The sequence below is a fragment of the Pseudoalteromonas arctica genome (assembly GCF_012927645.1).
Lineage (GTDB): Bacteria > Pseudomonadota > Gammaproteobacteria > Enterobacterales > Alteromonadaceae > Pseudoalteromonas > Pseudoalteromonas arctica_A.
The window spans coordinates 12,779-34,803 of record NZ_JABBMT010000036.1; the positions used below are offsets into that span (position 1 = coordinate 12,779).

The following is a 22,025-nucleotide window of genomic DNA, read 5'->3' on the forward strand; positions in this document are numbered from 1 at the left end:
ATCATGCAAAGAAATCTACGAAGCATAGAAAAAACAGCATATGAAACGCTTATTCAAGAAATGAACGATATAATGGTGTTGCACAATGTAATTGATAATTGTTCTTTCACTGACGACAAGTGGCAATTTGAAAGTAATAGTATTGCCGGTATTTTCGAGTTGGATTTTAGTCTTTTTAGTTTCCCCCTATTTAATGGGGAAAAAGTTTATAAAGTTGTATGTCATGGTGCAAAAATAGAGCTTACGAATCAAGAGTTTGCAAAGGTTCTTTTTCTAGAGCACTTAGATAAATCGGCAACGCTTTATTATTACCATCGGAATGGATTTAACTTTATAGCAAAAGTATGTTCTTTTTTAAAAATTTACAATGTAGATGCCATTGATAAAAACAATGTTCAAGATTTTTATAGCTATGCATTTAGCCATAAAGTCCACGCTAACAATATAGTTAAAAGCTTCTCTCCTCCTGCTTTTCAATCATTATCTGGTAGTGCCTTAAGTTTAAACAACCTTGTTCAATACCTAAAGCTCTACAATGTTGAAGGGCTAATAGGCGGCATTACCATTGATACCGAGCAAGAAGCTTTAAACACAGCTTGTAGCACTTTTTTAGGAATGAATTTAAGCGAGTATCAAAACGGGGATTCATTTAACTATTTAGGCTTAGACATTGGAAAGCACTATATAGATCATTGTGGTAGCTTATTTGAAGAAAACATTCAGTATGCTATAGCTGCTAGAATTACATTAAATGAAACGATACATGAAGTTCAAAGAGAGTTAGAGCAAGGAAATTTAGAAAGCATTCAGCCTATAGTCGCCCAAGCACTCATGGGGGAAAAATTAACTGACTTACCAGATCACCAAGTGAGAGTTTGGTCAAAGAAAAAGTTAGAGCAGATTTATGATACATCCCTTAAAAACTTCATTAAAAACTATAACCAGTTTGCCATTGTGGCCAGTGCGTTTAAGTTAGATGTTATCAATGAAGTAATAGCAAAAGCTAAATTGCCTGACAGGTATGACGCCCAAGAGTTCGTGCGCTCTATTTTATTCGCGAGGTTGAACGATAAAAAAATCAAGAAAGAAGAGAGTATCTTTAAAGAATACCTAGCCGTTTTAAAAGCCAACGATGAAGATCCAGGTATTGATTTTAAAGAGCTCATATCAATATGTAATAAGACGTTGAACACCTTCAAACAGACATTACCCAATAAGCCTAATGAGGCTATAAAACTCTGTCAAAAACACAGTAGTCGAATCTGTATAGAATCAAAGAGTGATGGTGTAAGAAAATTTAAAGCTGGTTTGAACATGGTCATGGCCTGCGGAGCAACACTTGTAGTAGGACTGCTTGGTTGGAGACGAAGTGAGTTTGGATTTTCACTGAATGATATCAATTTAAAGGTAAATGAAACGGTCTTAGATAATTTTTATACATCACTTAGGTTTATGGTCAACTGGACTGTTGAGAAAACAAGCGGAAAAACAAAACTGGATAGGGAAATCACTCAATATGCATACATTGTTATAGACCTATTAGCTAAGTTAAATGAATCTGAAAGTAACTTACCGGCAATCTATTTTGCTTCAAAATCTCGCAGTAAAGGTACAACTCCATCTTCAGACTCATCGATGTTCATTACCAACCTGATTGATTATGCATGGCCTGATTTTATTCGAAATTACTCAGAAAAAGAAAAAATTCTTAATAGCAATGATGAGCAATTGAAAATTGATTTCGAGAAATTAGAAAAAGATTTGCCAATATATATTCTCTGTCAAACTAATAACTCACAATCATTTATCACAAAGATAGAGTTATACAGAAATGGAGAGTTACCTGAGTTAGAAACAAAAATATTCGATGATAAGTTAACTTTAAAAACAAAGAAAATGTTAAATGATGCGAGTATTGAACTAATCCCATCAGATATAACTAAAATTCGCTCGCAACTATTACAGGACGTAGCTTATCCTACTCCTCATGCATTCCGTCACATTTGGGCTGAGGCAGCACTTAGAAGGTATAGAGGAGATATTGGTAAGTTTATTCGAGCTAACTTTAAACACTTAGATGAGTCTTTTTTCATGGCATATTTGCGTGACAAAGAGACGAGTGCTTTTTACCAGATTGCAAAAAGAACTGTCATAAAAGACATTGTTAGGCAGCAGTTACTTTCATTGACTAATAATGATCGAATATTTGCAGGTGCATTTGATCACATGTTAACAAAAGCCGTACATAGTACAAAAGTAGTCTCTCATGAAGAGTACATTGCATTAAGCAATAAGATCAGCGAAGAACGTATTATAAATATAAGCCCTAGACCATGGGTAACGTGTATGCTTCGCGTCAATACAGAGCGTTTTGCAAAATGCTCTGAAGACGGTGTTCCCCAACCACATAAAGCAGAACCTAAATTTTGCTTGGGCTGTATAAATGCCAATATTTCAGAAGGGAATTACAATGGCATTATGTTTTATATAAGTACAGATATTAAAGCATGTCGTAATGCAGCTTTACCTAATTTCATTAGAGAAATGCATGAGCCTGTAGTTCGTGATGCACTTAAACGAATAAGAGAACTTGCTAGAAACACAGACAAATATAAAGAGTTCATTGAGCACTTAGAAGAAACCTTGAATATTTCTGAACAACTAAATAGAGCAGCTTAATATGAATATTGACGATTACCTATCTAAATATTTAGATACCAGTGAATTGCCAGAAGAGGCTAAACCTGAAAAAAGCTCTAGGCCTGACTGGGCAGAGCCATCCAAAAGGTCAGGTAAAGCCTATGATGCTATTGAAAGCCTGAAAGGACAAAAGAAAGCATTTATTAAAAAACATGGAAAGAAATCAGATTACGATCTTAAAGGTAATTACTTAATAACTAAAAAAGAAGTCGCACAATTAGTCGGCCCAAATGTAAAACCACAGCCTTTATTTTTCAGTAAAACAACGTCTTATTGTGAGGCTCTCTTAACGCATTTTAATAATGCAAATGATGAGCTTAATGCCTCAAAAGAAAAGCGAATATCGAAGAAAGGTCGTGGTCTTATGCAGAAAACTAAAGAAGAACTAATCGAGCAGTTGAGAGCCGAAAAAGAATCGAAAACAGAGGAATTAACATCACTTGTAGATGATGTTTATCAGCGCACATTAGATAACATTTCCTTAGACATGAAACGAAAGCTAGGTCTTTTGTAAACTAGTAAAAATAACAACTTTAATAAATTCAATTGTGGTAAATAAAAATGAACAAAAAACATCAAGAACATATAGTTTGTATCAAAGCTTCAGCTGTTGAGCATAGAGAACACGGTTTTGTAGATTATGAATTAAACCTAGCAGACCTTATGCTAGGACAAAGAGCGATGCTCGAAAATGATGAAGATTTTAGGCAAGTACTACCTATCTCTATTTTCACGCACAACGGCAAAGTATGGGCTTATGAAAGAACGTCTAAAGGCGGAGAAAGCCGTCTTCACAACAAGATTGCCGTAGCCGTTGGTGGTCATTGGGATATGGACGACATTATTACAAAAGATGGCATTATAGATCTTGAAGAATCACTTCAAAAAGCGATGGAAAGAGAGCTGTTAGAAGAAGTAAAACTATCTTCAGCAGTTGTTAAGTCTACTAGATTAAAGAAGATGATTTGTGCTGATGATACTGAAGTAGATCGTGTTCATATGGCTATGATTTATATGCATGAGCTAGACGGAGAAGGTATCGAATCAGCTGAAGATCAACTAAAAACTGTTGGCTTTGTCTCTCCCCAAGAGTTATTAGACGGTGGCTACAATATTGAAGTGTGGGCCAGAATTGTATGCGAAATTTTGGTATCAGACCAAGTTTAAAACCGTTTTTAAATCATAAGAAAGTTAAAGGCCAAACGACATTTCACAAATAGAAACGTGGTTTGGCCTTACCCACCCTTTTCCCTTGTTGCTCAGGATTATTTCAGCTACTTAGCGTACCTTTCACTTATTTTTCAAGAAAAATCACCAGTTCTCATGCGAACTAGCATGTTCATCACTTCATCAGCATCAATGGAAAGCTGCTCAAAAGGTGACTTACCTTGCAACGGGCGCTTGGGTTTAGTCAGCCACTCTTGGCACATCTGATCATCAAATTTAAATTGGTTCATCAATTCCTGATAAATATCAAAATGCTCAGATTTTAAATGCTCTAGCTCAGTTAAATTAGTATGTTTTTCTACTGAAGGTTTTGAGTTGTTATTAGACATAAATTTAAGCTTTTAAGTAGTGATGATCTGTATCAACACTAAAGCATAAAATCTATTTGCTGTCTAACTCATAATGAGACATACTATTTCAATTCAAATAGAAAATGTCAATAGAATCAGATTTATCGAATGGACGAATTTAGTTTTGCACAGAAGCAGCGCTTAGCTTATATCGATTTTAAGCTCTATTTCACTGGGATGGTAACTCGCAGTGAAATAGTGAGTCATTTCGAATTAGGCCTTGCCGCAGCAACCAGAGATTTAAAGTTCTACAAAGACAATGCGCCTGGGAATATGGCGTATGACAACGTAGAAAAAAAATACTTCATCACAACGCAATTCAAGCCCATATTTAAACATGATGCTCGCCGTACCCTTATTAAGTTAGCGAACAATATTAGCGATGGTTTTGATGCGATTGGCGATACTTCATTTCCTATTGAATCACCCAGCCCATTAAACGTACCTGATATTGATATTATCGCTAAGCTATCTCAAGCGATTATCAACCAAAAGCCTATTAGCGTTATATATACGTCTTTAAGCAGTGGTTCGGGTGCAAGAGAACTCGTGCCTCACTCAATTGTAGATAACGGCTTACGTTGGCATATAAGAGCGTATGATCGCAAATCAAAGTCATTCAGGGACTTTGTATTAACTCGTATTACCAAAGTTACAATTCAAGCACAGACACCATCTCCTGAAGAAGATAAGTTAGAAGATCATCAGTGGATGCGTATGGTGCCGTTACAAATTATTCCGCACCCAAATAATGTTAAACACCCAACAGCCATCAAGCTCGATTTTGGAATGGAAAAAGGTATGTTAGAAGTCAATGTGCGTGCAGCAATGGCAGGATATTTATTAAGACGTTGGAACGTGGATTGTTCTGAAAGTGGTTCACTTTCAGGCCCAGAATACCAGCTCTATTTACAAAACTGCCAAACATTATACGGTGCTGAAAACCTCGCTATTGCACCAGGCTATAACTCAAAATAAGGATATAAAATGAGTAGTGTAAACATTAGGCGTGCAGTAGAAAATATTAAGTTTGGTATCAATATTTATACTCCATTGGTTGAATTAGTTGTTAACGCAATTCAAGCAATTGAACAAAACGATAATGCAGATGGCAAAGTCGAAATCTTAATAAAAAGAGCACAACAACAAGGTTTAGGCTTTGATACTCTTCCTGACGTTATTGGCTTTACCGTCAAAGATAACGGTGTCGGCTTTAACGATAAAAATCGAACCTCGTTTGATACCCTTTACTCAGAACACAAAATTGATATTGGTGGCAAAGGTTTTGGCCGTTTTACTTGTCTTAAATATTTTGAAGATCTAGTTATTTCGAGTAACTACATTGATGGTGACACTAAGTTCAACCGCTCATTCAAAATGGGTAAGAAAAATGACATCATTGAAAATGAACAAATTACCCCTACAGAGTTTGACCATACTGGCACAACAGCTGAATTAATATCTATTAAGAAAACCAAGTTTGTTGAAAAAGGCCATAAAACCATTGCTCGTACTCTTTTCGAAAAATTATTGCCTTACTTTTGTACTGAAGGTTATACGTGCCCAACGGTAGTGCTTAAAGATGAATACAACGGTGCGACAATTACGCTTAACGATTACCTTAAAAAAGAAGGTAAAGATTCGATAATTGAACTCACAAGCTATAACCAAGAGTATATATTGGGTGAAAACAACGGCAACAATCAGGCTTTTGATGTTCGAGTGTTTAAGTTTTACTCACCTAAACAACAAAAAAGCCAAGTTAACTTGGTTGCTCATAAGCGAACAGTAACAAGTACACCTATACAAACTTATATTCCTGAGTTTGAAGAAGAGTTTAGTGAAACCAATGGTGCCGGTAAAACTAGAAACTTTATATTGAAGGTGTATGTTTTTTCATGCTTTTTAGATGATAACGTTTCTCTCGAAAGAGGAAACTTCGACTTCAGCAAAGAGAGTGACCTCCAATACGGTATATCGCAAGTACAAATTGAAGAGCAAGCGGTAAAAACTGCCCATGAGGTTGTATGTGAAGAAGTCAATAAACGCACGAGCAAAAAGCAGCGTTTAGTGGTTGATTACATCAATAAAGAAGCGCCTTGGCATACGCAAATGCTTGATACCGTTGATATATCAGACCTACCGATGAATCCCTCAGAAGAGCAAATTGAACTGACATTTCAAAAAGCTAAATTTAATGTTGAAGGTGAATTGAAAAAAGATGTTAAAGCTATTTTAGCGTCTGAAGATACTGAATCATTACACGATAAAGCGGCCGATATTTTAGGTCGTATTTCTGATTCAAATAAAAATGATTTGGCACATTATGTTGCGCTAAGGTGCAGCGTTATTGATATTTTCAAAAAGAGTCTTGAATCAGGTGATGATGGGAAATTTTCATCTGAAGGCGTTGTTCACGACATTATTTTTCCTCGTAAAGGCGACTCTCTAAAAACACCATTTCAAGAACATAACTTATGGCTTATCGATGAGCGATTAAATTTTACTGAATATTTATCGTCAGACGTACCTCTTGAAGGAAATCACTCAGATCGCCCTGATTTACTAGCCTATGATAAGCGTGTTGTATTTAGAGGAGAAAACGAGGCCAGTAACCCTGTTATGGTCTTCGAATTTAAAAAACCGAAACGCAATGACTTTGCCAACCCTTCATCTAAAGATGACCCGGTTAAGCAGGTTATTCGTTATGTTCGTAAAATTAGAAATGGTGATTTTGAAACCCCAGAAGGTCGAGAAATTAATATTGAAGACAACACACCATTTTATGGTTATGTAGTCTGTGATTTTGATAAAAAAGTAAGAACCTGGTTAGAAGAAGAACATGACTTTACACCAATGCCAGACCGTAAAGGCTATTTCAGGTGGCACGCAAATCTCAACTTATATATCGAAGTACTAAGTTGGAACAAATTGTTAAAAGACGCAGGTATGCGCAACAAAGTATTTTTCCATAAGTTAGGTATTAACTAGCACTAACTTACACTCAAGAATTTAAGGCAAAACACAAATGCTAACAGGCAAACTTAAAAATCAAGTAGACGAAATCTGGGAAGTATTCTGGACCGGTGGTGTAACCAACCCTATCTCAGTGATCGAGCAATTTACTTACCTCTTATTCATTCGCCGCTTGGATGAAATTCATACCTCGCGTGAGCGCCAAGCTATGTTGCTTGAAACTGACATTGCTCAGCCAATCTTCGCTACCGAACAAGCAAATTATCGTTGGAATAAGTTTAAAAACTTAGACCCACAAGTGATGTTTGATTTAGTGAAAGACAAGGTATTCCCGTTTATTAAAACCATTAATGGTGAAGACACGACCTTTGCTAAACACATGTCTGATGCCATTTTCATGATCCCTAAAGCTCAGGTACTCGATAAAGTAGTGAACCTTATCGACAAAATCCCGATGGATGACCGTGATACCAAAGGTGATTTATACGAGTACATGTTATCTAAGCTGCAAAGCTCAGGTACTAATGGCCAATTCCGAACGCCTCGTCACATTATTCAAATGATGGTTGAAATGACGCAGCCTAAACTTGATGGCAATAAGTCAGACGTGATCTGTGATCCTGCATCAGGCACTTGTGGTTTCTTAATGGCCTCAGAAGAATACGTGCGTAAACAGTTTGAAAATGAATTAATGAAGCCAGAAAACAGCGAGCATTTTCATAACAAAATGTTTAACGCTTACGACTTTGACCAACACATGTTACGCATAGGTGCCATGAACTTAATGCTACATGGTGTTGAACACCCAACCGTTGAATATAAAGACTCCTTAAGTGATTACGGTGAGCAAAACATTAGCGATAAATACACGCTTATTTTAGCTAACCCGCCATTTAAAGGCAGTGTTGCTTACGATGAGCTTTCACCTGACTTATTAACTGCACTAGGTAAAACGCCAAAGAAAGCAGCACCAAAAGTTGAAACTGACGAAGACGGTAACAAAAAGGCGAAAAAAGGCCCGTCAGAAAAAACCGAATTACTGTTCTTAGCGCTTATTTTACGTATGTTACAACCGGGTGGTCGAGCAGCGGTGATTGTGCCAGACGGCGTATTATTTGGCTCTACCAAATCACATATAGAAATCCGAAAAGCCATTATTGAAGACCATAAACTAGATGCCGTGGTATCACTACCTTCAGGGGTATTTAAGCCTTATGCGGGTGTATCTACCGCGATACTATTCTTTACCAAAACCAACAGTGGCGGTACAGACAATGTGTGGTTTTATGACATGCAAGCCGATGGTTTCTCGTTAGATGATAAACGCACTCCGCTTATAAAAGATTTAGAGTTAACCACTGAAGCTGATGTAATTGACACTTCATTACTAGAGAGTGATAAAGCACCTTCAGAGCATGCAAACCATAAGCTTAATAATATCCCTGATGTGCTCTACCGTTGGCAACAACGTAAAGACGAAAGCAGCCGCAAACGTACTGAGCAAAGCTTTTATGTGCCAGTAGCTGAAATTACCAGTAACGACTATGACTTATCCATTAATCGCTACAAAGAAGTGGTTTACAAAGAAGTACAGTATGACGAGCCACAGGTCATTTTGAACCGTATTAAAGAACTGCAACAAGCAATGGATAAAGGTATTGCAGATCTGGAGGCGATGTTGTGAGTTGGGAAAAATCTACTCTAGGCGAAATTTCTGATTTCATTAGAAATGGAGCATCTATTAAGCAAATGGATGGAGCATCAGGGTTGCCTATTACAAGAATCGAAACGATTGCCGCTAGGGCCATCAATTTTGATAAATGTGGATATGCAAATATTGGAGATGACGAATACGAAGATCGTAGGATGCGACCTGGTGATATTTTAATTAGTCACATCAATTCAGAAAAGCATCTCGGTAAGTGCGCTATTTTTGATTCAGACAGGAAAGACCTTATTCATGGTATGAATTTATTGTGCTTGAGACCTAATGAAAGAGTATTTCCAAAATTCGTTTTCTATTATTTAAATAGCCAATTGTTTCTTAACCTGTTACCCAAAATAACTAAGAAATCTGTAAATCAAGCTAGCTTTACTGTAACTCACTTTAAAGGGCTACCAATTCCACTGCCACCATTACCCGTACAAAAGCAAATTGCGGCGGTATTAGAAAAAGCTGATACCTTGCGAGGTCAATGCCAGCAAATGGAAAAAGAGCTTAATTCCCTCACTCATTCCATATTTTTTGATATGTTTGGTGATCCTATAACTAACCCTAAAGGTTGGAATATAAGTTATTTGCCTAATCATGGGTCTTTAAAAAATGGGTTGAACTTTGCGAAGGGTGAGTCTGGTAATACTTTAAAATATTTAGGGGTTGGCAACTTCAAGTCATGGGATTTTATTAGTAATTTAGAACCATTAGGCACTGTAGAACTCGATGAAGTTCCCACTGATGATTACTTAATTCAGTCAGGGGATATTGTTTTCGTGAGATCTAACGGAAACAAAGCGTTAGTTGGACGTTGTTTGACTGTATACCCGAAAAAAGTGCCTTTAACTTTTAGTGGTTTCTGTATTCGATATAGGGTTGAAGATAGTAATGTTGAACCTGAATATTTGAGTTACTTATTTAAGACATCATCTATGAAGCAAGCTTTGTTACAAGGTGGCCAAGGCGCGAACATACAAAATATAAATCAAAAGATATTGTCTTCTATTGCTATACCTCTTCCACCAATTGAGAAACAAAAATTATTTTGTAAATTAATTAATATGCATCGAAAAAATTTGAAGAAAGCAACAGATAAATCTCTAGAGCATGAAAGCTTATTTCAAAGCCTTATGCAACGTGCCTTTAGAGGCGAACTTGAATTGAAAAATGTGGCATAACGCCACTTACCAAAGGTATTGGGAAAAGGCTTAATAAAGGGCTTTAGATAAGGAAGATAGATGTCGAATTTCAACTTTTTAACCGAATGGCCTGAGTTGCAAGAGCACGCTAAACAAGCGGAAGCTGTGGTTAATTCAGACCCTCGATCTAGCTGTTTTTACAGTCGCTATACGCTTGAGCGACTTGTACATTGGATGTACGAGTTCGACCCGTGGCTTGCCAGAAGTAAACCTAAATACGACACCACCCTAAATACTCTAATTAACGAGAGTGAGTTTAAGCGCTCGTTAGGCAGTACAATATTTCCTAAAATAAAAGCGGTGCAAAAAGCCGGTAACAATGCCGTGCATAGTGAACGTAAAGTATCGCAACTTGAATCAACACAAAGCTTAAAAGAACTACATCATATTCTGTATTGGTTTTACCGTACGTATACCTCAGCTAATACCGAAGAAAAACCTGCTACAGACCAAGTATTCGATTTAACTAAAGTACCGCAAACCATACAAGTTGACGCTTCCTTAGTAATGAACAGCGCTAAGAAGTTAAAAGAATTACAAAAGCAGCTAACTGAGCGAGATAATAAACACCAAGAAAAGCTTGATAAAGAGCTTAACCAAAACCTTGAGCTGCAAAATCAATTAAAAGCGCTGCAACAACAGTTAGCCGAACAAAAAGCACAAAATGCCAAAGTCGCTGAACAAGTTAAAGACCCACACGACTATAACGAAGCGGAAACTCGCACTTTTATAATTGACCAGTACCTAAAAGAAATGGGCTGGAATTTAGATGCGGCCAACGTTAAAGAGTTTCCTGTTAGTGGTATGCCGATCTCAAAGCAAAACCCCAAGGGTAATGGTTTTGTTGATTATGTGCTTTGGGGTAAAGACGGTAAACCGCTAGCCGTAGTTGAAGCTAAGCGCACTACTGTTAATTCTAAAGAAGGCCGCCGGCAGGCTGAGCTATATGCCAATTGCCTACAGAACGATCCCCAGTTCGGTGGAAAGAGTGGCGGTCAGCGCCCCCTAATTTATTATACCAATGGTTACGATATCTACTTTTGGGATGATGAAAATTACATTCCTCGCTCTGTTCAAGGCTTTTTAAACCAAGACGAAATGCAGCGCCTGATTGACAGGCGCACCTTAGCAAAACAGCTTAAAGACGTAGAACTAGATACTAATATTGCCGGTAAAGGTAGACCCTATCAGCGCTTAGCGATTGAATCTGTTTGTGAGCAGTTTGACGCTGAAAAACAACGTAAGTCATTATTGGTAATGGCAACAGGGACAGGTAAAACCCGTACTACCATCGCCTTGGTTGATATTTTAATGCGTGCAGGTTGGGCTAAGAATATTCTGTTTTTGGCTGATCGTAATGCGTTAGTAAACCAAGCAAAAAAAGAATTCTCAAAACTTCTGCCTAAGTCGTCACCTGAAATACTATCAAGTGGCACCAGTGCATTAAAAGGCCGGCTGTACTTTTCAACCTATCCAACCATGTTGAATTTGTTGAGCGCCGCGCCTGATACGCGACTATTTGGTGTGGGCCATTTTGATTTAGTCATTGTTGATGAAGCGCACCGAAGTGTTTATAAAAAGTATCGATACATTTTTGATTATTTTGATGCTTTATTGCTTGGTTTAACCGCAACACCAAAGAACGAAATTGATAAAAACACCTTTGATATTTTTGAGCAGCCAGACGGCGACCCAACGTATGCTTATGAATTAAAAGAAGCGATAGACGATAAGTTTTTAGTACCACCTAAAGATGTACAAGTCGATTTAGGTTTTATTCGTAAAGGTATTAAATATACTGAGCTTTCTGAAGATGAAAAAGAAGAGTGGGAAAGCAAAGAGCAGCTTGAAGATAAAGACGAGGTACTACCATCTGAAGTAAATAAGTTCTTATTTAATGAAGATACTGTAGATAAAGCGCTTGAAATATTAATGGAACGTGGCGTTAAAGTTGCCGGTGGTGATAGATTGGGTAAAACCATAATATTTGCCGCTAATAACGACCACGCTGAATTTATTGTCGAGCGTTTTGATGCAAATTACCGTAAATATAAAGGTAAGTTTGCTCGGGTTATTACTTATAAAGAGACCTATGCCGATTCACTAATTGAAGAGTTTAAAGGCGAGAAGAAACCTTCAGACCCTAATATTCCACTAACGATTGCTGTATCTGTAGATATGCTTGATACCGGTGTTGATGTACCTGAAGTGGTTAACTTAATGTTCTTCAAGGTGATTAAATCGAAAGTTAAGTTTTTACAAATGCTTGGCCGTGGTACTCGCTTGTGTGAAAACCTATTTGGCCCTGAAGATAACAAGCTTTTCTTTAAAGTGTTCGATTGTTGTAAGAACTTTGAATATTTTGAGATGAACCCTGATGGTGCCAAAGATAATGGTGCTAAATCGCTCTCGCAAGCCATCTTTGAAAAACGCCTAACCATATCGCAACAGCTAATTGATAATGAACAATTTGGTATTTACGGTGCAGAATATCAACGTTACTTGATTGATACGCTGCATAACCGTGTCGCTGGAATGAACCTGGACAACTTTATTGTCCGCCCAAATCGACAAGTGGTAGAGAAATATCAAAAACTTGATACCTGGTTTAAGTTAACTAATGAGCACTTAGCTGAGCTTGAGAAGCAAGTATCGGTGTTACCAACAGAAGCTGAGCCGTTAGAGCCTGATGAGAAAGAAGAAGAGTTAGCGTTGCGTTTTGACCACATGATGCTAACCATGCAATTAGCGTTAACAGAGAAAACAGGAATTACTGACTTCTACCGCGATAAGCTTAACCAAATTGCCGCGAAACTTGAAAGCAAAGCAAGCGTACCTGCGGTGGGTGAACAACTCGAATGGCTGCAATACGTGCAATCAGCGAACTTCTGGACTGACTTGACACTAGAAGAGCTAGAGCAAACTCGCCGTAAATTGCGTTTATTAATGCGCTTTATCGAAAAAGAAAGTACAGGTGTGGTTTACACCAACTTCCAAGATGAAGTGTTAGGCGTGCATGAAAACGAAGGCGTGTATGAGTTTGGCCAAGATGGTGGTTTAGAGTTATACCGCAAAAAAGTTGAGTCTTACATCAAAGAAAACCAAGACAACTTAACCATACAGCGCATTAAGCGTAATCAACCGATCACCAAATTAGATTTGGAAGAATTAGACAATAAGTTATTTGAAGCCAGTGGCATTGATAACATTGAAACCTATCAATCAACTATTCACCCTGATAAATCACTCGGTGTGTTTATTCGTGAGCTAGTTGGTTTAGACCGAGGCGCAGCTAAAGAAGCCTTTGCCGACTACCTAGATGAAGCTAAATTTAACAGCCAACAAATACGCTTTGTAAATACCATTATCGACTTCCTGACTCAAAACGGCGTAATGAGCCCAGCCATGCTAGCGAAGCCACCATTTTCAGATATTCACTTTGAAGGAGTTTTTGGTTTGTTTGACGATGGTGCAGTGATGGATTTGAGAAACCGTATTAAACGTGTGGAAGCACAAGCAGTGGGTGAGTAAATAATGAATACTAGAGAGATTGTCGAGGAAACCATAGCCTCTACTGGTAGTGGTAAATCTGCTGATGTTTGTGCTCAGGCTATTTTGTGTCATTTGATTCAAGATGTGATGCCGTTTCAAGGAATAGAATTAAGAAGTTTCGATGAGCTAGCTATAATGATGAGACAGGCTGATTCTGCTCATATATATGCAGAAGGAGGCATTTTTTATTTTTCCGCATTTTATAAACATACTGATAGATACCCTATTGGGAGAAACTATTTCATTCAAACAGCTAAGTTATTTGAGGTACCTCAGCTTAAATCAAAGTTTGAGGTTAACGGTATTAAATTACCCATTATTTCAGCACATGATTTTGGACTTCTCATTGAAGAGCATAATTTCAAAAAAAGAATTAAAGCATTCAGGGAGCGTCAGTCTAAAGAAACAAAGCTTTTTAAAGGGTTATTCGAAGGTAGGACAGAATCGACCAATGTAGAAAAGGCGATGTTTTTAAATACTACTGGTTGTTTAGTTTGTGGTAACGATGAATACCAGATGGTCAGTTCAACTCTTAGTGCTCAAAAGGGCTTTATGCTTGGTTTTAATCTTTGTAGTAAGCATATTGATATAGCAAAGGATGAAAACAGTTTAATTGAATATTTGGCTAAGGCATATGATCAACCTTCACCAATAAAAGTGATGCCTTTGGGGGCTGAAGAGCATTTTTACGAAGTTAAAAATTGGTTGCCTGAGGCTTTAGGTTGTGAACTTTTGAAAGCCAGCAATAACACTTTAACTTTAATTCGTCCTTCAGGATTGAAAGGTATATTTAGGCTTGATGATTTGTGTGATTACGCATATATGATTATTGACTCTAAGGGAAAAGAGGTTGCTAGAATTGATTCTGCCAACCATCATGATGTTGATTACGGGCCTGATCACCTTCACCCTAACTTAAGAAAAAATAAAAAAGCAGTGGAATCAAGTTTTACAACTGGTAGCCCTTTAATCGATACAAAGAAAATCATTGGGCTTATTGAGCAATATGAAAATTAGCTATAGTAGCTTGTTATCCGTGCATATTTAACCAGTTTATTAGCATAGTGTCTGAAACTGCAACACTACCTTCTCTGATTGATTTTTGTTTACCTTCTCTTTTTCTCACTGCTTCTTTTAAAGATGGATCCATTTCTTCAAATATCTTATTTGCTTCATACTGATAGCGTATAAAAGCTTCCTCTGAAGAAGTTATGCTACTGGATTTTTCAACAGTATAAAAAAGTGCGTTTAACGTACTTCTTAAATAATGTTCAAGATTTACAACCAATAGTTCGAGTCGTTCATGTGAAGTGGCATTGTGAACAATTGCATTTCTAATTCGATAAAGTCGATTAATGTGCAATTCAACTTTACGTTGATGAGCCTCAATTTTTTGAGCCAGATTGAATGGGGATGAACAAAGGCCTATAAATTTACTGAACCTAAACTGCGCATATGGATAAGCTTCTAGGCGTCTATTAACTTCCTCTACGAAATCTGTATTTTTTAGCGCTGTATAAATTTCACCAAGATTAGAAGATTGAATAGTAAAAGGGGAACCATTCAAATTGATTGGTTCCCAATCAAGTGCTTTTGCACAACCTCTGAATGCAAACAATTGCTTTAATGGATAATCCATGGCTATACATGGGAGAACAGCATTTATGACATGTTCATCGTGTTTTAAGTTACTGTTTTCTTCAATTAACGTTAAAGATTCTAATGCAGACCAGAATGCAGTGAAGCGACTTTCCAATCCTTTTTCATTCACCCCGTTTTGAAAGAACCTAAAAGCAGCACTTATTTTATTGCTGGTTTTTTGAGAGCCTTTTTTTCTTAAATGAGTAACCGCATCCATGTAGACTGAGAGATCATCATCAATCCATCTATCTAATGAGTTCTCGAGATCTTTATCAAATCTAGGAAGGTTTTTGGTTTGACCACTCTCGTCTGTTATATCAGCCCTAACAAGTATACTAATTTGATTTTTACCAAGAAAATAAGAAAAGAGATCGATCGCTTGCATTAACTTCTTTTCTGCTATATCTCTTGCTGCGCTAAATGAAATTGAATGAACATGAATAGTAGAGTTTATTATATAACTCCTGTCATTCTCTTCTCTTTCCTGAACAGTAAATTGACACTCTCCGAGTGTTACTACTGATGTTTGCGTAAGTAATTCATATAGTGCTTTGTTATCTAATGATAACTTTACACTGTATTTTTGAGCTGTAATTGTTACGTTGTTTGCTAAACTGTTAAATGCATCTAAAAACGCTATATGCGGCCTTCTTTTGATCAGAAAGTTTCTGCAAAGTAAATAACATTCTGATGTAGGCATACCCAATGTAATAAGGTGGCTAATTAATGCATTTGTTTGGTTATAAATTTTAACTAATGAGCTTTCAGAATGATCAGCGCCATCGTGTAATAGGCTGGTTAACTCTTCTATTGAAACACTTCGGTAATGTTCTTCTAGCAGCTCTTTTAACTCTTCTAAAAAGCTAATAATAAGCTCTTTTTGTTCTTCTAAAGGCTTACCGTGTTCCTTAAAAATACTTTTTAACTGTTGAGGTATTTCTTTAAATTCAGGTCTAAGAAGCAACTCATTTGTATCCATTAACTGATTAAGCTCTTCAACTACATGCAATCTTTTTTCTGCTGCTCTATGCTTTGTTCCCAATGAATAGAGATCTAGAAGCTCTAGAACGGAATTTAAAATGTTGTTATATGAAACTCGGTCGCTATCTAGGCTCCGTACATTACTCATACTTGCCCAGCACTCTAAAAAAAACAGTTGTTGTTTTTCTAGATCTCGGCTAATGTTGTTTTGTATTCTCAATTATTGCGCAGCCATTTAAAGTTAGTTATAATCAGTTTATCGAATTAACATCAATAGTTCATTAGTAACTGTTGATTCAGAAAAAAACGGTCTCCACTTTTGACTGTGGGTAATTCCCGGAGAGTCTGAGACCAATCCTTTTAAAAAGGCGCTTTTAGCGCCTTTTTTTTCATCTTCACTAAAGTTATTTTAAGGTGATATAAGTTGAAGATTCCAGTTTCTCTATCCCTAAAGTAGGATTTAGCTTCAAAGCATGACAATACTGAACATACTCGAATACATTTAGCTTTCTTTCACAAGTTTCTATTCTTACCACAAATTGGTGGGGCTCACCCAATAATTCACCTAGATCGCGTACAGTTAATCCCTGCTCTTTACGAGCAGCTTTTAGCCATTCTATCAAGGCTTTATAACGGGAATCGTTTATATGCTTAATCATGGCATGAACTCTATTGCATAACCCACTTGGCAACAAAACTGTGCCAAGATATAATGATACTTTGGTGCTGTTTTGTTGCCAATATTATATTAAAAACTAATAGCTAATGTCATTAGGTATCAGACGGCTGAGGTATACATGAATGAAGAAAAAAAAGAGATGTTCAAAGAATTCAAGCATATGCTAGGTTCAGGGGCTCTTCGTATATTGCTTAACATAAAAATTGGGGAGCCGGCCCTGGATGGTCTAGCAGAGCAACTTCACCGTGATAATGCGCAGTTTCATAACAACAATATTAATATTGCTAAATGCTATAAATTTCTAAAGTATCAATTAGATAAATTTGGCCTAGCAGGCATTCAACAAGTAGATAGAGATGAAATAGACTTAACACGCCTTTTCAGGTTTAAATTTGATTTTCGAGTTGAGGACAGTGAAGTAAATTTCTTAATCCCTGACGCATGGGCAATATTACGTTTGCCTAATACAGAAGATCAAAGAATCATTAGATATAGAATATTTATGAATTGCACACATAAGGACGTAGACTCAGTCAGATTATCTGAAACAATAATGAGCTTGCATCATATTGCTCAAAGCCAAGATAAATTTGAATGGGTTGCTCCATCTGGAGTTAAATTCGTTCTATATAAGGAGAAAATGCTAGGTTTTAGTGAGTATGCAGCAGATTACCTAGAACGAAATTATGTTCAACCTTATCTTCAGTGGACAAAAGGGCAAAACACACGGCCCAAAATTTTAACGTTACCTGAAATTATAAGTAGGGTGTAATTATTAACATTATCACTAACGTTATTTATCAACTTTAGTTGTAGCAGTGTGATTACCAAGGAAACATGTCACTCGGTAATCACACTTATTCAAATTAACTAGCCTAGTAAGAACTTGTTAACTGTATTGCAACTTATTTACGACCAGAATGGCCAAAACCACCTTCACCACGCTCACTCTCATCAAACTCTTCAACCAACTGGAACTCAGGTTGGATAACTGGAATGAACATCAGTTGTGCAATTCTATCTGCTGGTTCAATAGTAAATGTGTCATTGCCACGGTTCCAGCAAGAAATGAATAATTGCCCTTGATAGTCTGAATCAATTAAGCCAACTAGGTTGCCTAGAACAATACCATGCTTATGGCCTAAGCCTGAACGAGGTAAAATTGTTGCCGCCATATCTTTGCTCTTCATATGAATAGCAATACCAGTTGGGATTAACTCTGTTTGACCTGGTTCTAATGTTAATGGCTCATCAATGCATGCACGAAGATCAACTCCAGCTGAACCGTCTGTTGCATATGTAGGTAATGGAATCTCATTTCCTACTTTTGGGTTTAAAATTTTTACTTCTACTTGTTTCATGGAGTGCTCCGAGTATTTACTACAATCTTATAAAGTGATATTTATATCTTTTAGGTAGGATTAGCTTCGCTTATTTAACCAAAGATTTATGATGGAATATTATCATAATTCGTACTTGCTTTATGTGAGCTACATCTAAAATTAGTGGTTTAAATTTCGTATCTTTATTTTCGTACCTTTAAAATTGAGTGAGATAATTTTTTATATCAATAAAAATAAGAGCTGATAAAAATAAATACGTAAAAGGTACAAAATTCTGGGGTAAGTTCCTTCTTCCGTCAAGATCATGGTTATAAAGATGGTAGCTATATTAAAGTGTGGAATGGCCAAGAAGATAACGAGCATTTAGTTGAGGTAGTTAAAAGCCTTGATACGGAACATGCAGATTTTGCAAAGCTTGTATACCAAGGCTTAGAGGCTCGCTACCCAAAAAATTAAGGCAGCATGTCACGAAAATCAGTGACGCTTAAATAGTCACTGATTTCATTGTGCGGTTGTTTACTATCTGGGTTTGCAACCGCCAATAAATGGCCAATACCATATTCTTTTGCGGCGTTTAGTACCGCTAAACTGTCGTCAACGAACAGCGTACGTTGCTTATCAAAAGCTAAATCGAGTTGTACTTGCTGCCATAAGCTTTGCTGCTCTTTACTTACACCATATTGATGAGTCGACACCACACCATCTAAATAGTTATCAATATTGGTTTTTTCAAATTTGAGCATGACACTTTCTGGGTGTGCATTGGTAAGTAAAATCAATTCTTTACCTGCTTTTCGCAACGATGTTAAGAATTCAGGTACATCCTCGCGCATTTTAATGAGGTGTTGGTGCTGATATTTCAGCTCCATAATAGGTAAATTAAGTTGTTGTTCCCAGTAATCTAAACAATACCACTGAATTTGCCCGCTAACAGCTTGGTAGCGTTTTAATATGTCCGCTTGGGCTTGTGCCAAACTCATATTCTTTGCTATAGCGAGTTGTTCGGGGATCACCGTTAGCCAAAAGTGATTATCAAAATGGAGATCGAGCAAAGTGCCATCCATATCTAGCAGCACAGTATCGATTTTTGACCAATTTAACATAGGAATTTCATCTTATAGGGTTTATTATTAAACTTAACTGCCATGATAGCAAATTAATGCCAATGACACAGAAAAAGCACCCAACACCACCACAAATTCTTCGCACCGCAGTTGTTGCTAAAAGCCGATTATTTACGGTGGAATCACTTGAATTAAAATTTTCAAATGACGAGCAGCGTCAATACGAACGGATCCGCGGCGGTGGCCGAGGGGCTGTTATGATAGTGCCATTAACAGCAGATAATAAATTACTGTTAGTGCGTGAATACTGTGCTGGCACCAATGATTATCAACTAGGCTTCCCAAAAGGCTTAATTGATCCTGGCGAAACACCAGAACAAGCAGCAAACCGAGAATTAAAAGAAGAAGTTGGCTTTGGTGCTGAGCAACTTCAGCCACTGAAAGTGGTTTCTATGGCACCTAGTTACTTTAACGCCACGATGCACATATTGTTTGCGCAACAACTTTATCCGCAAACTTTAGTCGGGGACGAGCCAGAACCACTCGTGGTTGTTAAGTGGCCCTTAACCGATTGGCAGTCATTATTACAACAATCAGACTTCACTGAAGCACGAAGTGTTGCAGCTTTGCTATTATTAACTAAGTATTTAGAATCAGGAGCTGCGAATGATTGAATTACTTGAGCCATGTATTGAGCTTGCGCAAAGCGCTGGGGCTGTGATTATGGCTATTTACAAGAAAGATGATATTGGCCAGCAAGAGAAGTCAGATCACACACCTGTCACTAAAGCCGATTTAGCCGCTAACGATGTGTTAGTTGCTGGATTAAAAGCACTGGCGCCAGATATTCCTATTATGTCAGAAGAGACACCTATCCCTGCTTTAGCAGATAGACAAGATTGGCAGCGTTATTGGTTACTCGATCCAATGGACGGTACTGGTGAGTTTATTTTAGAAAGCGGCGACTTTGCGGTAAATATCGCTTTAATTGAAAACAATCGGCCAGTGCTTGGGGTAATTTATTGGCCAGCGAAAGAAACAACTTATTTTGCCAGTTATCAAAATGGTGCATTTAAGCGTGTTGATGGCGTAGAGCAGCAGATCAATGTTGCCACTCCAGATAATTTAACTTTGGCTGTTAGTCGTCGTCAAAAAATTGAAGCCGTTAGCCAATACTTGAACGCTCAGTTTACAACTGTTGCTGTAGGTTCATGCTCTTTAAAAGCCTGTATTGTTGCTGAAGGTAAAGCTGACTGCTTTTTACGGATAGGGCCAACAGGTGAGTGGGATACAGGAGCATCGCAGATAATTGTTGAAGAAGCAGGTGGCTGTATTACTGATGCTGAATTTAATCCGTTAACCTACAATCAGCGTGAGAGCACAGAGAACCCTGATTTTATAGTGATGGGTCACCCTGATTGGGAGTGGCAAAAAATGATCAGTCCACACCAAAGAGCGCTTTAATCACTCTGTTTGTTTGCTTTTTGTTCGGTTGAACCGTTTTAAGCAGTTTAACTGTTGCATTATAATATGATTCCTATACTATAGCGCTCTCTTCGAAACAGGCTCGCAAATAACGCGAAATTGTTGAATAAGAAATTACAGGCGCGGGATGGAGCAGCCTGGTAGCTCGTCGGGCTCATAACCCGAAGGTCGTCGGTTCAAATCCGGCTCCCGCAACCAATTTCTTTATTGAAATTTGGTGCAATAGGTAGTTTTGAAAGGTCGTCGGTTCACTCTTCACTTTCACAGCTCCCGCAACCAATTTCCTTTAGAGGTTACTGTAAAGCTCTTGGTGAGAGTTAAAAATCACTAGTCGATAGACTTAAAATATACAGGCGCGGGATGGAGCAGCCTGGTAGCTCGTCGGGCTCATAACCCGAAGGTCGTCGGTTCAAATCCGGCTCCCGCAACCAATTTTCTTTAAAGGTTTTAGGTTACTGTAGGTAGTTTATAAAGGTCGTCGGTTCACTCTTCACCTTTCACAGCTCCCGCAAGCAATTATTTTAGAGAGTTGGCTGACTTCTTTAATTAAGTAAGAAGTAAAATAATACTTAATATTTCAGGCGCGGGATGGAGCAGCCTGGTAGCTCGTCGGGCTCATAACCCGAAGGTCGTCGGTTCAAATCCGGCTCCCGCAACCAACTGAAATAAATTGTAAGAATGAATCGACACTCTTAATGAGTGTTTTTTTATGTCTGAAATTCAGTGAAATAAATAGCTCGTCGGTCTCAGCTCTCCATTAGCCAGCAAAGGCCACCTATTCAAATCCGGCTCCCGCAACCAACTGAAATAAATTGTAAGAATGAATCGACACTCTTAATGAGTGTTTTTTTATGTCTGAAATTCAGTGAAATAAATAGCTCGTCGGTATCAGCTCTCCATTAGCCAGCAAAGGCCATCTATTCAAATCCGGCTCCCGCAACCAACTGAAATAAATTGTAAGAATGAATCGACACTCTTAATGAGTGTTTTTTTTATGTCTGAAATTCAGTGAAATAAATAGCTCGTCGGTCTCAGCTCTCCATTAGCCAGCAAAGGCCACCTATTCAAATCCGGCTCCCGCAACCAACTGAAATAAATTGTAAGAATGAATCGA

At 37.7% G+C, this 22,025-nt stretch carries 17 protein-coding genes, 3 tRNA genes and 1 pseudogene; 16 read left to right on the plus strand and 5 right to left on the minus strand.

Annotated elements, in window-relative coordinates:
• Positions 1–3 precede the first annotated feature (3 nt).
• Genes HHO47_RS16410 through HHO47_RS16420 form a run of 3 tightly spaced genes read left to right on the plus strand, consistent with a single transcriptional unit; the run spans position 4 to position 3,867 of the window.
• The gene (locus tag HHO47_RS16410; protein ID WP_169021272.1) at positions 4–2,679 is read left to right on the plus strand and encodes a hypothetical protein; all 2,676 of its coding nucleotides are present in this window, start codon (positions 4–6) and stop codon (positions 2,677–2,679) included.
• A 1-nt stretch (position 2,680) separates the two neighbouring features.
• Positions 2,681–3,214 (plus strand): hypothetical protein, encoded by a 534-nt coding sequence (locus HHO47_RS16415; protein ID WP_169021273.1) that lies wholly within the window; start codon positions 2,681–2,683, stop codon positions 3,212–3,214.
• A gap of 47 nt (positions 3,215–3,261) precedes the next feature.
• Entirely contained in the window at positions 3,262–3,867 is a 606-nt protein-coding gene (locus HHO47_RS16420; RefSeq protein WP_169021274.1) for an NUDIX domain-containing protein, read from the plus strand.
• A gap of 134 nt (positions 3,868–4,001) precedes the next feature.
• On the opposite strand, the gene HHO47_RS19205 is transcribed toward HHO47_RS16420, so the two are convergent.
• Entirely contained in the window at positions 4,002–4,256 is a 255-nt protein-coding gene (locus HHO47_RS19205; RefSeq protein WP_211183754.1) for an MbcA/ParS/Xre antitoxin family protein, read from the minus strand.
• Between the two features lie 129 nt (positions 4,257–4,385).
• Here HHO47_RS19205 and HHO47_RS16430 point away from each other — a divergent pair, with 129 nt between their 5' ends.
• The 6 genes from HHO47_RS16430 to HHO47_RS16455 are packed head-to-tail and all read left to right on the plus strand — an operon-like array spanning position 4,386 to position 14,735.
• Positions 4,386–5,255, plus strand: a complete 870-nt coding sequence (locus HHO47_RS16430; RefSeq protein ID WP_169021275.1) for a WYL domain-containing protein — start codon at positions 4,386–4,388, stop codon at positions 5,253–5,255.
• A gap of 9 nt (positions 5,256–5,264) precedes the next feature.
• Positions 5,265–7,268 carry an ATP-binding protein gene (locus HHO47_RS16435; protein WP_169021276.1) on the plus strand — a complete coding sequence of 668 codons (2,004 nt, stop codon included), beginning with the start codon at positions 5,265–5,267 and terminating at the stop codon, positions 7,266–7,268.
• 37 nt (positions 7,269–7,305) lie between these two features.
• Positions 7,306–8,937, plus strand: a complete 1,632-nt coding sequence (locus HHO47_RS16440; RefSeq protein ID WP_169021277.1) for a type I restriction-modification system subunit M — start codon at positions 7,306–7,308, stop codon at positions 8,935–8,937.
• Entirely contained in the window at positions 8,934–10,145 is a 1,212-nt protein-coding gene (locus tag HHO47_RS19675; RefSeq protein ID WP_169021278.1) for a restriction endonuclease subunit S, read from the plus strand. The genes HHO47_RS16440 and HHO47_RS19675 overlap by 4 nt, the downstream gene beginning before the upstream one ends.
• Before the next feature lie 60 nt (positions 10,146–10,205).
• A complete protein-coding gene (locus tag HHO47_RS16450) occupies positions 10,206–13,697 on the plus strand; it encodes a DEAD/DEAH box helicase family protein (protein ID WP_169021279.1) in 3,492 nt (1,163 codons plus the stop codon).
• Between the two features lie 3 nt (positions 13,698–13,700).
• Entirely contained in the window at positions 13,701–14,735 is a 1,035-nt protein-coding gene (locus HHO47_RS16455; protein ID WP_169021280.1) for a hypothetical protein, read from the plus strand.
• 13 nt (positions 14,736–14,748) lie between these two features.
• Here the strand turns inward: HHO47_RS16455 and HHO47_RS16460 are convergent, their stop codons facing one another.
• Together HHO47_RS16460 and HHO47_RS16465 are read right to left on the minus strand one after the other, a co-directional pair.
• Positions 14,749–16,488, minus strand: a complete 1,740-nt coding sequence (locus HHO47_RS16460) for a hypothetical protein (RefSeq protein WP_169021281.1) — start codon at positions 16,486–16,488, stop codon at positions 14,749–14,751.
• A gap of 256 nt (positions 16,489–16,744) precedes the next feature.
• A complete protein-coding gene (locus HHO47_RS16465; RefSeq protein WP_169021282.1) occupies positions 16,745–16,999 on the minus strand; it encodes a helix-turn-helix domain-containing protein in 255 nt (84 codons plus the stop codon).
• Between the two features lie 138 nt (positions 17,000–17,137).
• Between HHO47_RS16465 and HHO47_RS16470 the strand changes: the two genes are divergently transcribed.
• Complete coding sequence (locus HHO47_RS16470) at positions 17,138–17,791, plus strand: hypothetical protein (protein WP_169021283.1); 654 nt, start codon at positions 17,138–17,140, stop codon at positions 17,789–17,791.
• Positions 17,792–17,924: 133 nt separating this feature from the next.
• Here the strand turns inward: HHO47_RS16470 and dut are convergent, their stop codons facing one another.
• On the minus strand, positions 17,925–18,380 hold the full coding sequence (dut, locus tag HHO47_RS16475) for a dUTP diphosphatase (RefSeq protein WP_130256122.1): 456 nt from the start codon (positions 18,378–18,380) through the stop codon (positions 17,925–17,927).
• Positions 18,381–18,647: 267 nt separating this feature from the next.
• Between dut and HHO47_RS16480 the strand changes: the two are divergent.
• A pseudogene (locus HHO47_RS16480) lies at positions 18,648–18,818 on the plus strand (dUTP diphosphatase); the annotation flags it as partial.
• On the opposite strand, the gene yrfG reads toward HHO47_RS16480, so the two are convergent.
• A complete protein-coding gene (gene yrfG / locus HHO47_RS16485) occupies positions 18,815–19,465 on the minus strand; it encodes a GMP/IMP nucleotidase (RefSeq protein ID WP_169021284.1) in 651 nt (216 codons plus the stop codon). The pseudogene HHO47_RS16480 and the gene yrfG sit on opposite strands and share 4 nt — an antisense overlap.
• A 62-nt stretch (positions 19,466–19,527) precedes the next feature.
• On the opposite strand from yrfG, the gene nudE reads away from it, so the two are divergent.
• The 5 genes from nudE (at position 19,528) to HHO47_RS16510 (ending at position 21,570) form a co-directional block, all read left to right on the plus strand.
• Positions 19,528–20,100: an ADP compounds hydrolase NudE gene (gene nudE / locus HHO47_RS16490; RefSeq protein WP_211183755.1), complete on the plus strand. Its 573-nt coding sequence runs from the start codon at positions 19,528–19,530 to the stop codon at positions 20,098–20,100.
• Positions 20,093–20,890, plus strand: coding sequence for a 3'(2'),5'-bisphosphate nucleotidase CysQ (gene cysQ / locus HHO47_RS16495; RefSeq protein WP_169021286.1), 798 nt, complete (start codon positions 20,093–20,095; stop codon positions 20,888–20,890). The genes nudE and cysQ overlap by 8 nt, the downstream gene beginning before the upstream one ends.
• A 142-nt stretch (positions 20,891–21,032) precedes the next feature.
• Positions 21,033–21,109 (plus strand) — tRNA-Met (locus HHO47_RS16500).
• A gap of 156 nt (positions 21,110–21,265) precedes the next feature.
• Positions 21,266–21,342: transfer RNA gene (locus HHO47_RS16505), tRNA-Met, on the plus strand.
• Between the two features lie 151 nt (positions 21,343–21,493).
• A tRNA-Met gene (locus HHO47_RS16510) sits at positions 21,494–21,570 on the plus strand.
• Positions 21,571–22,025 lie beyond the last annotated feature (455 nt).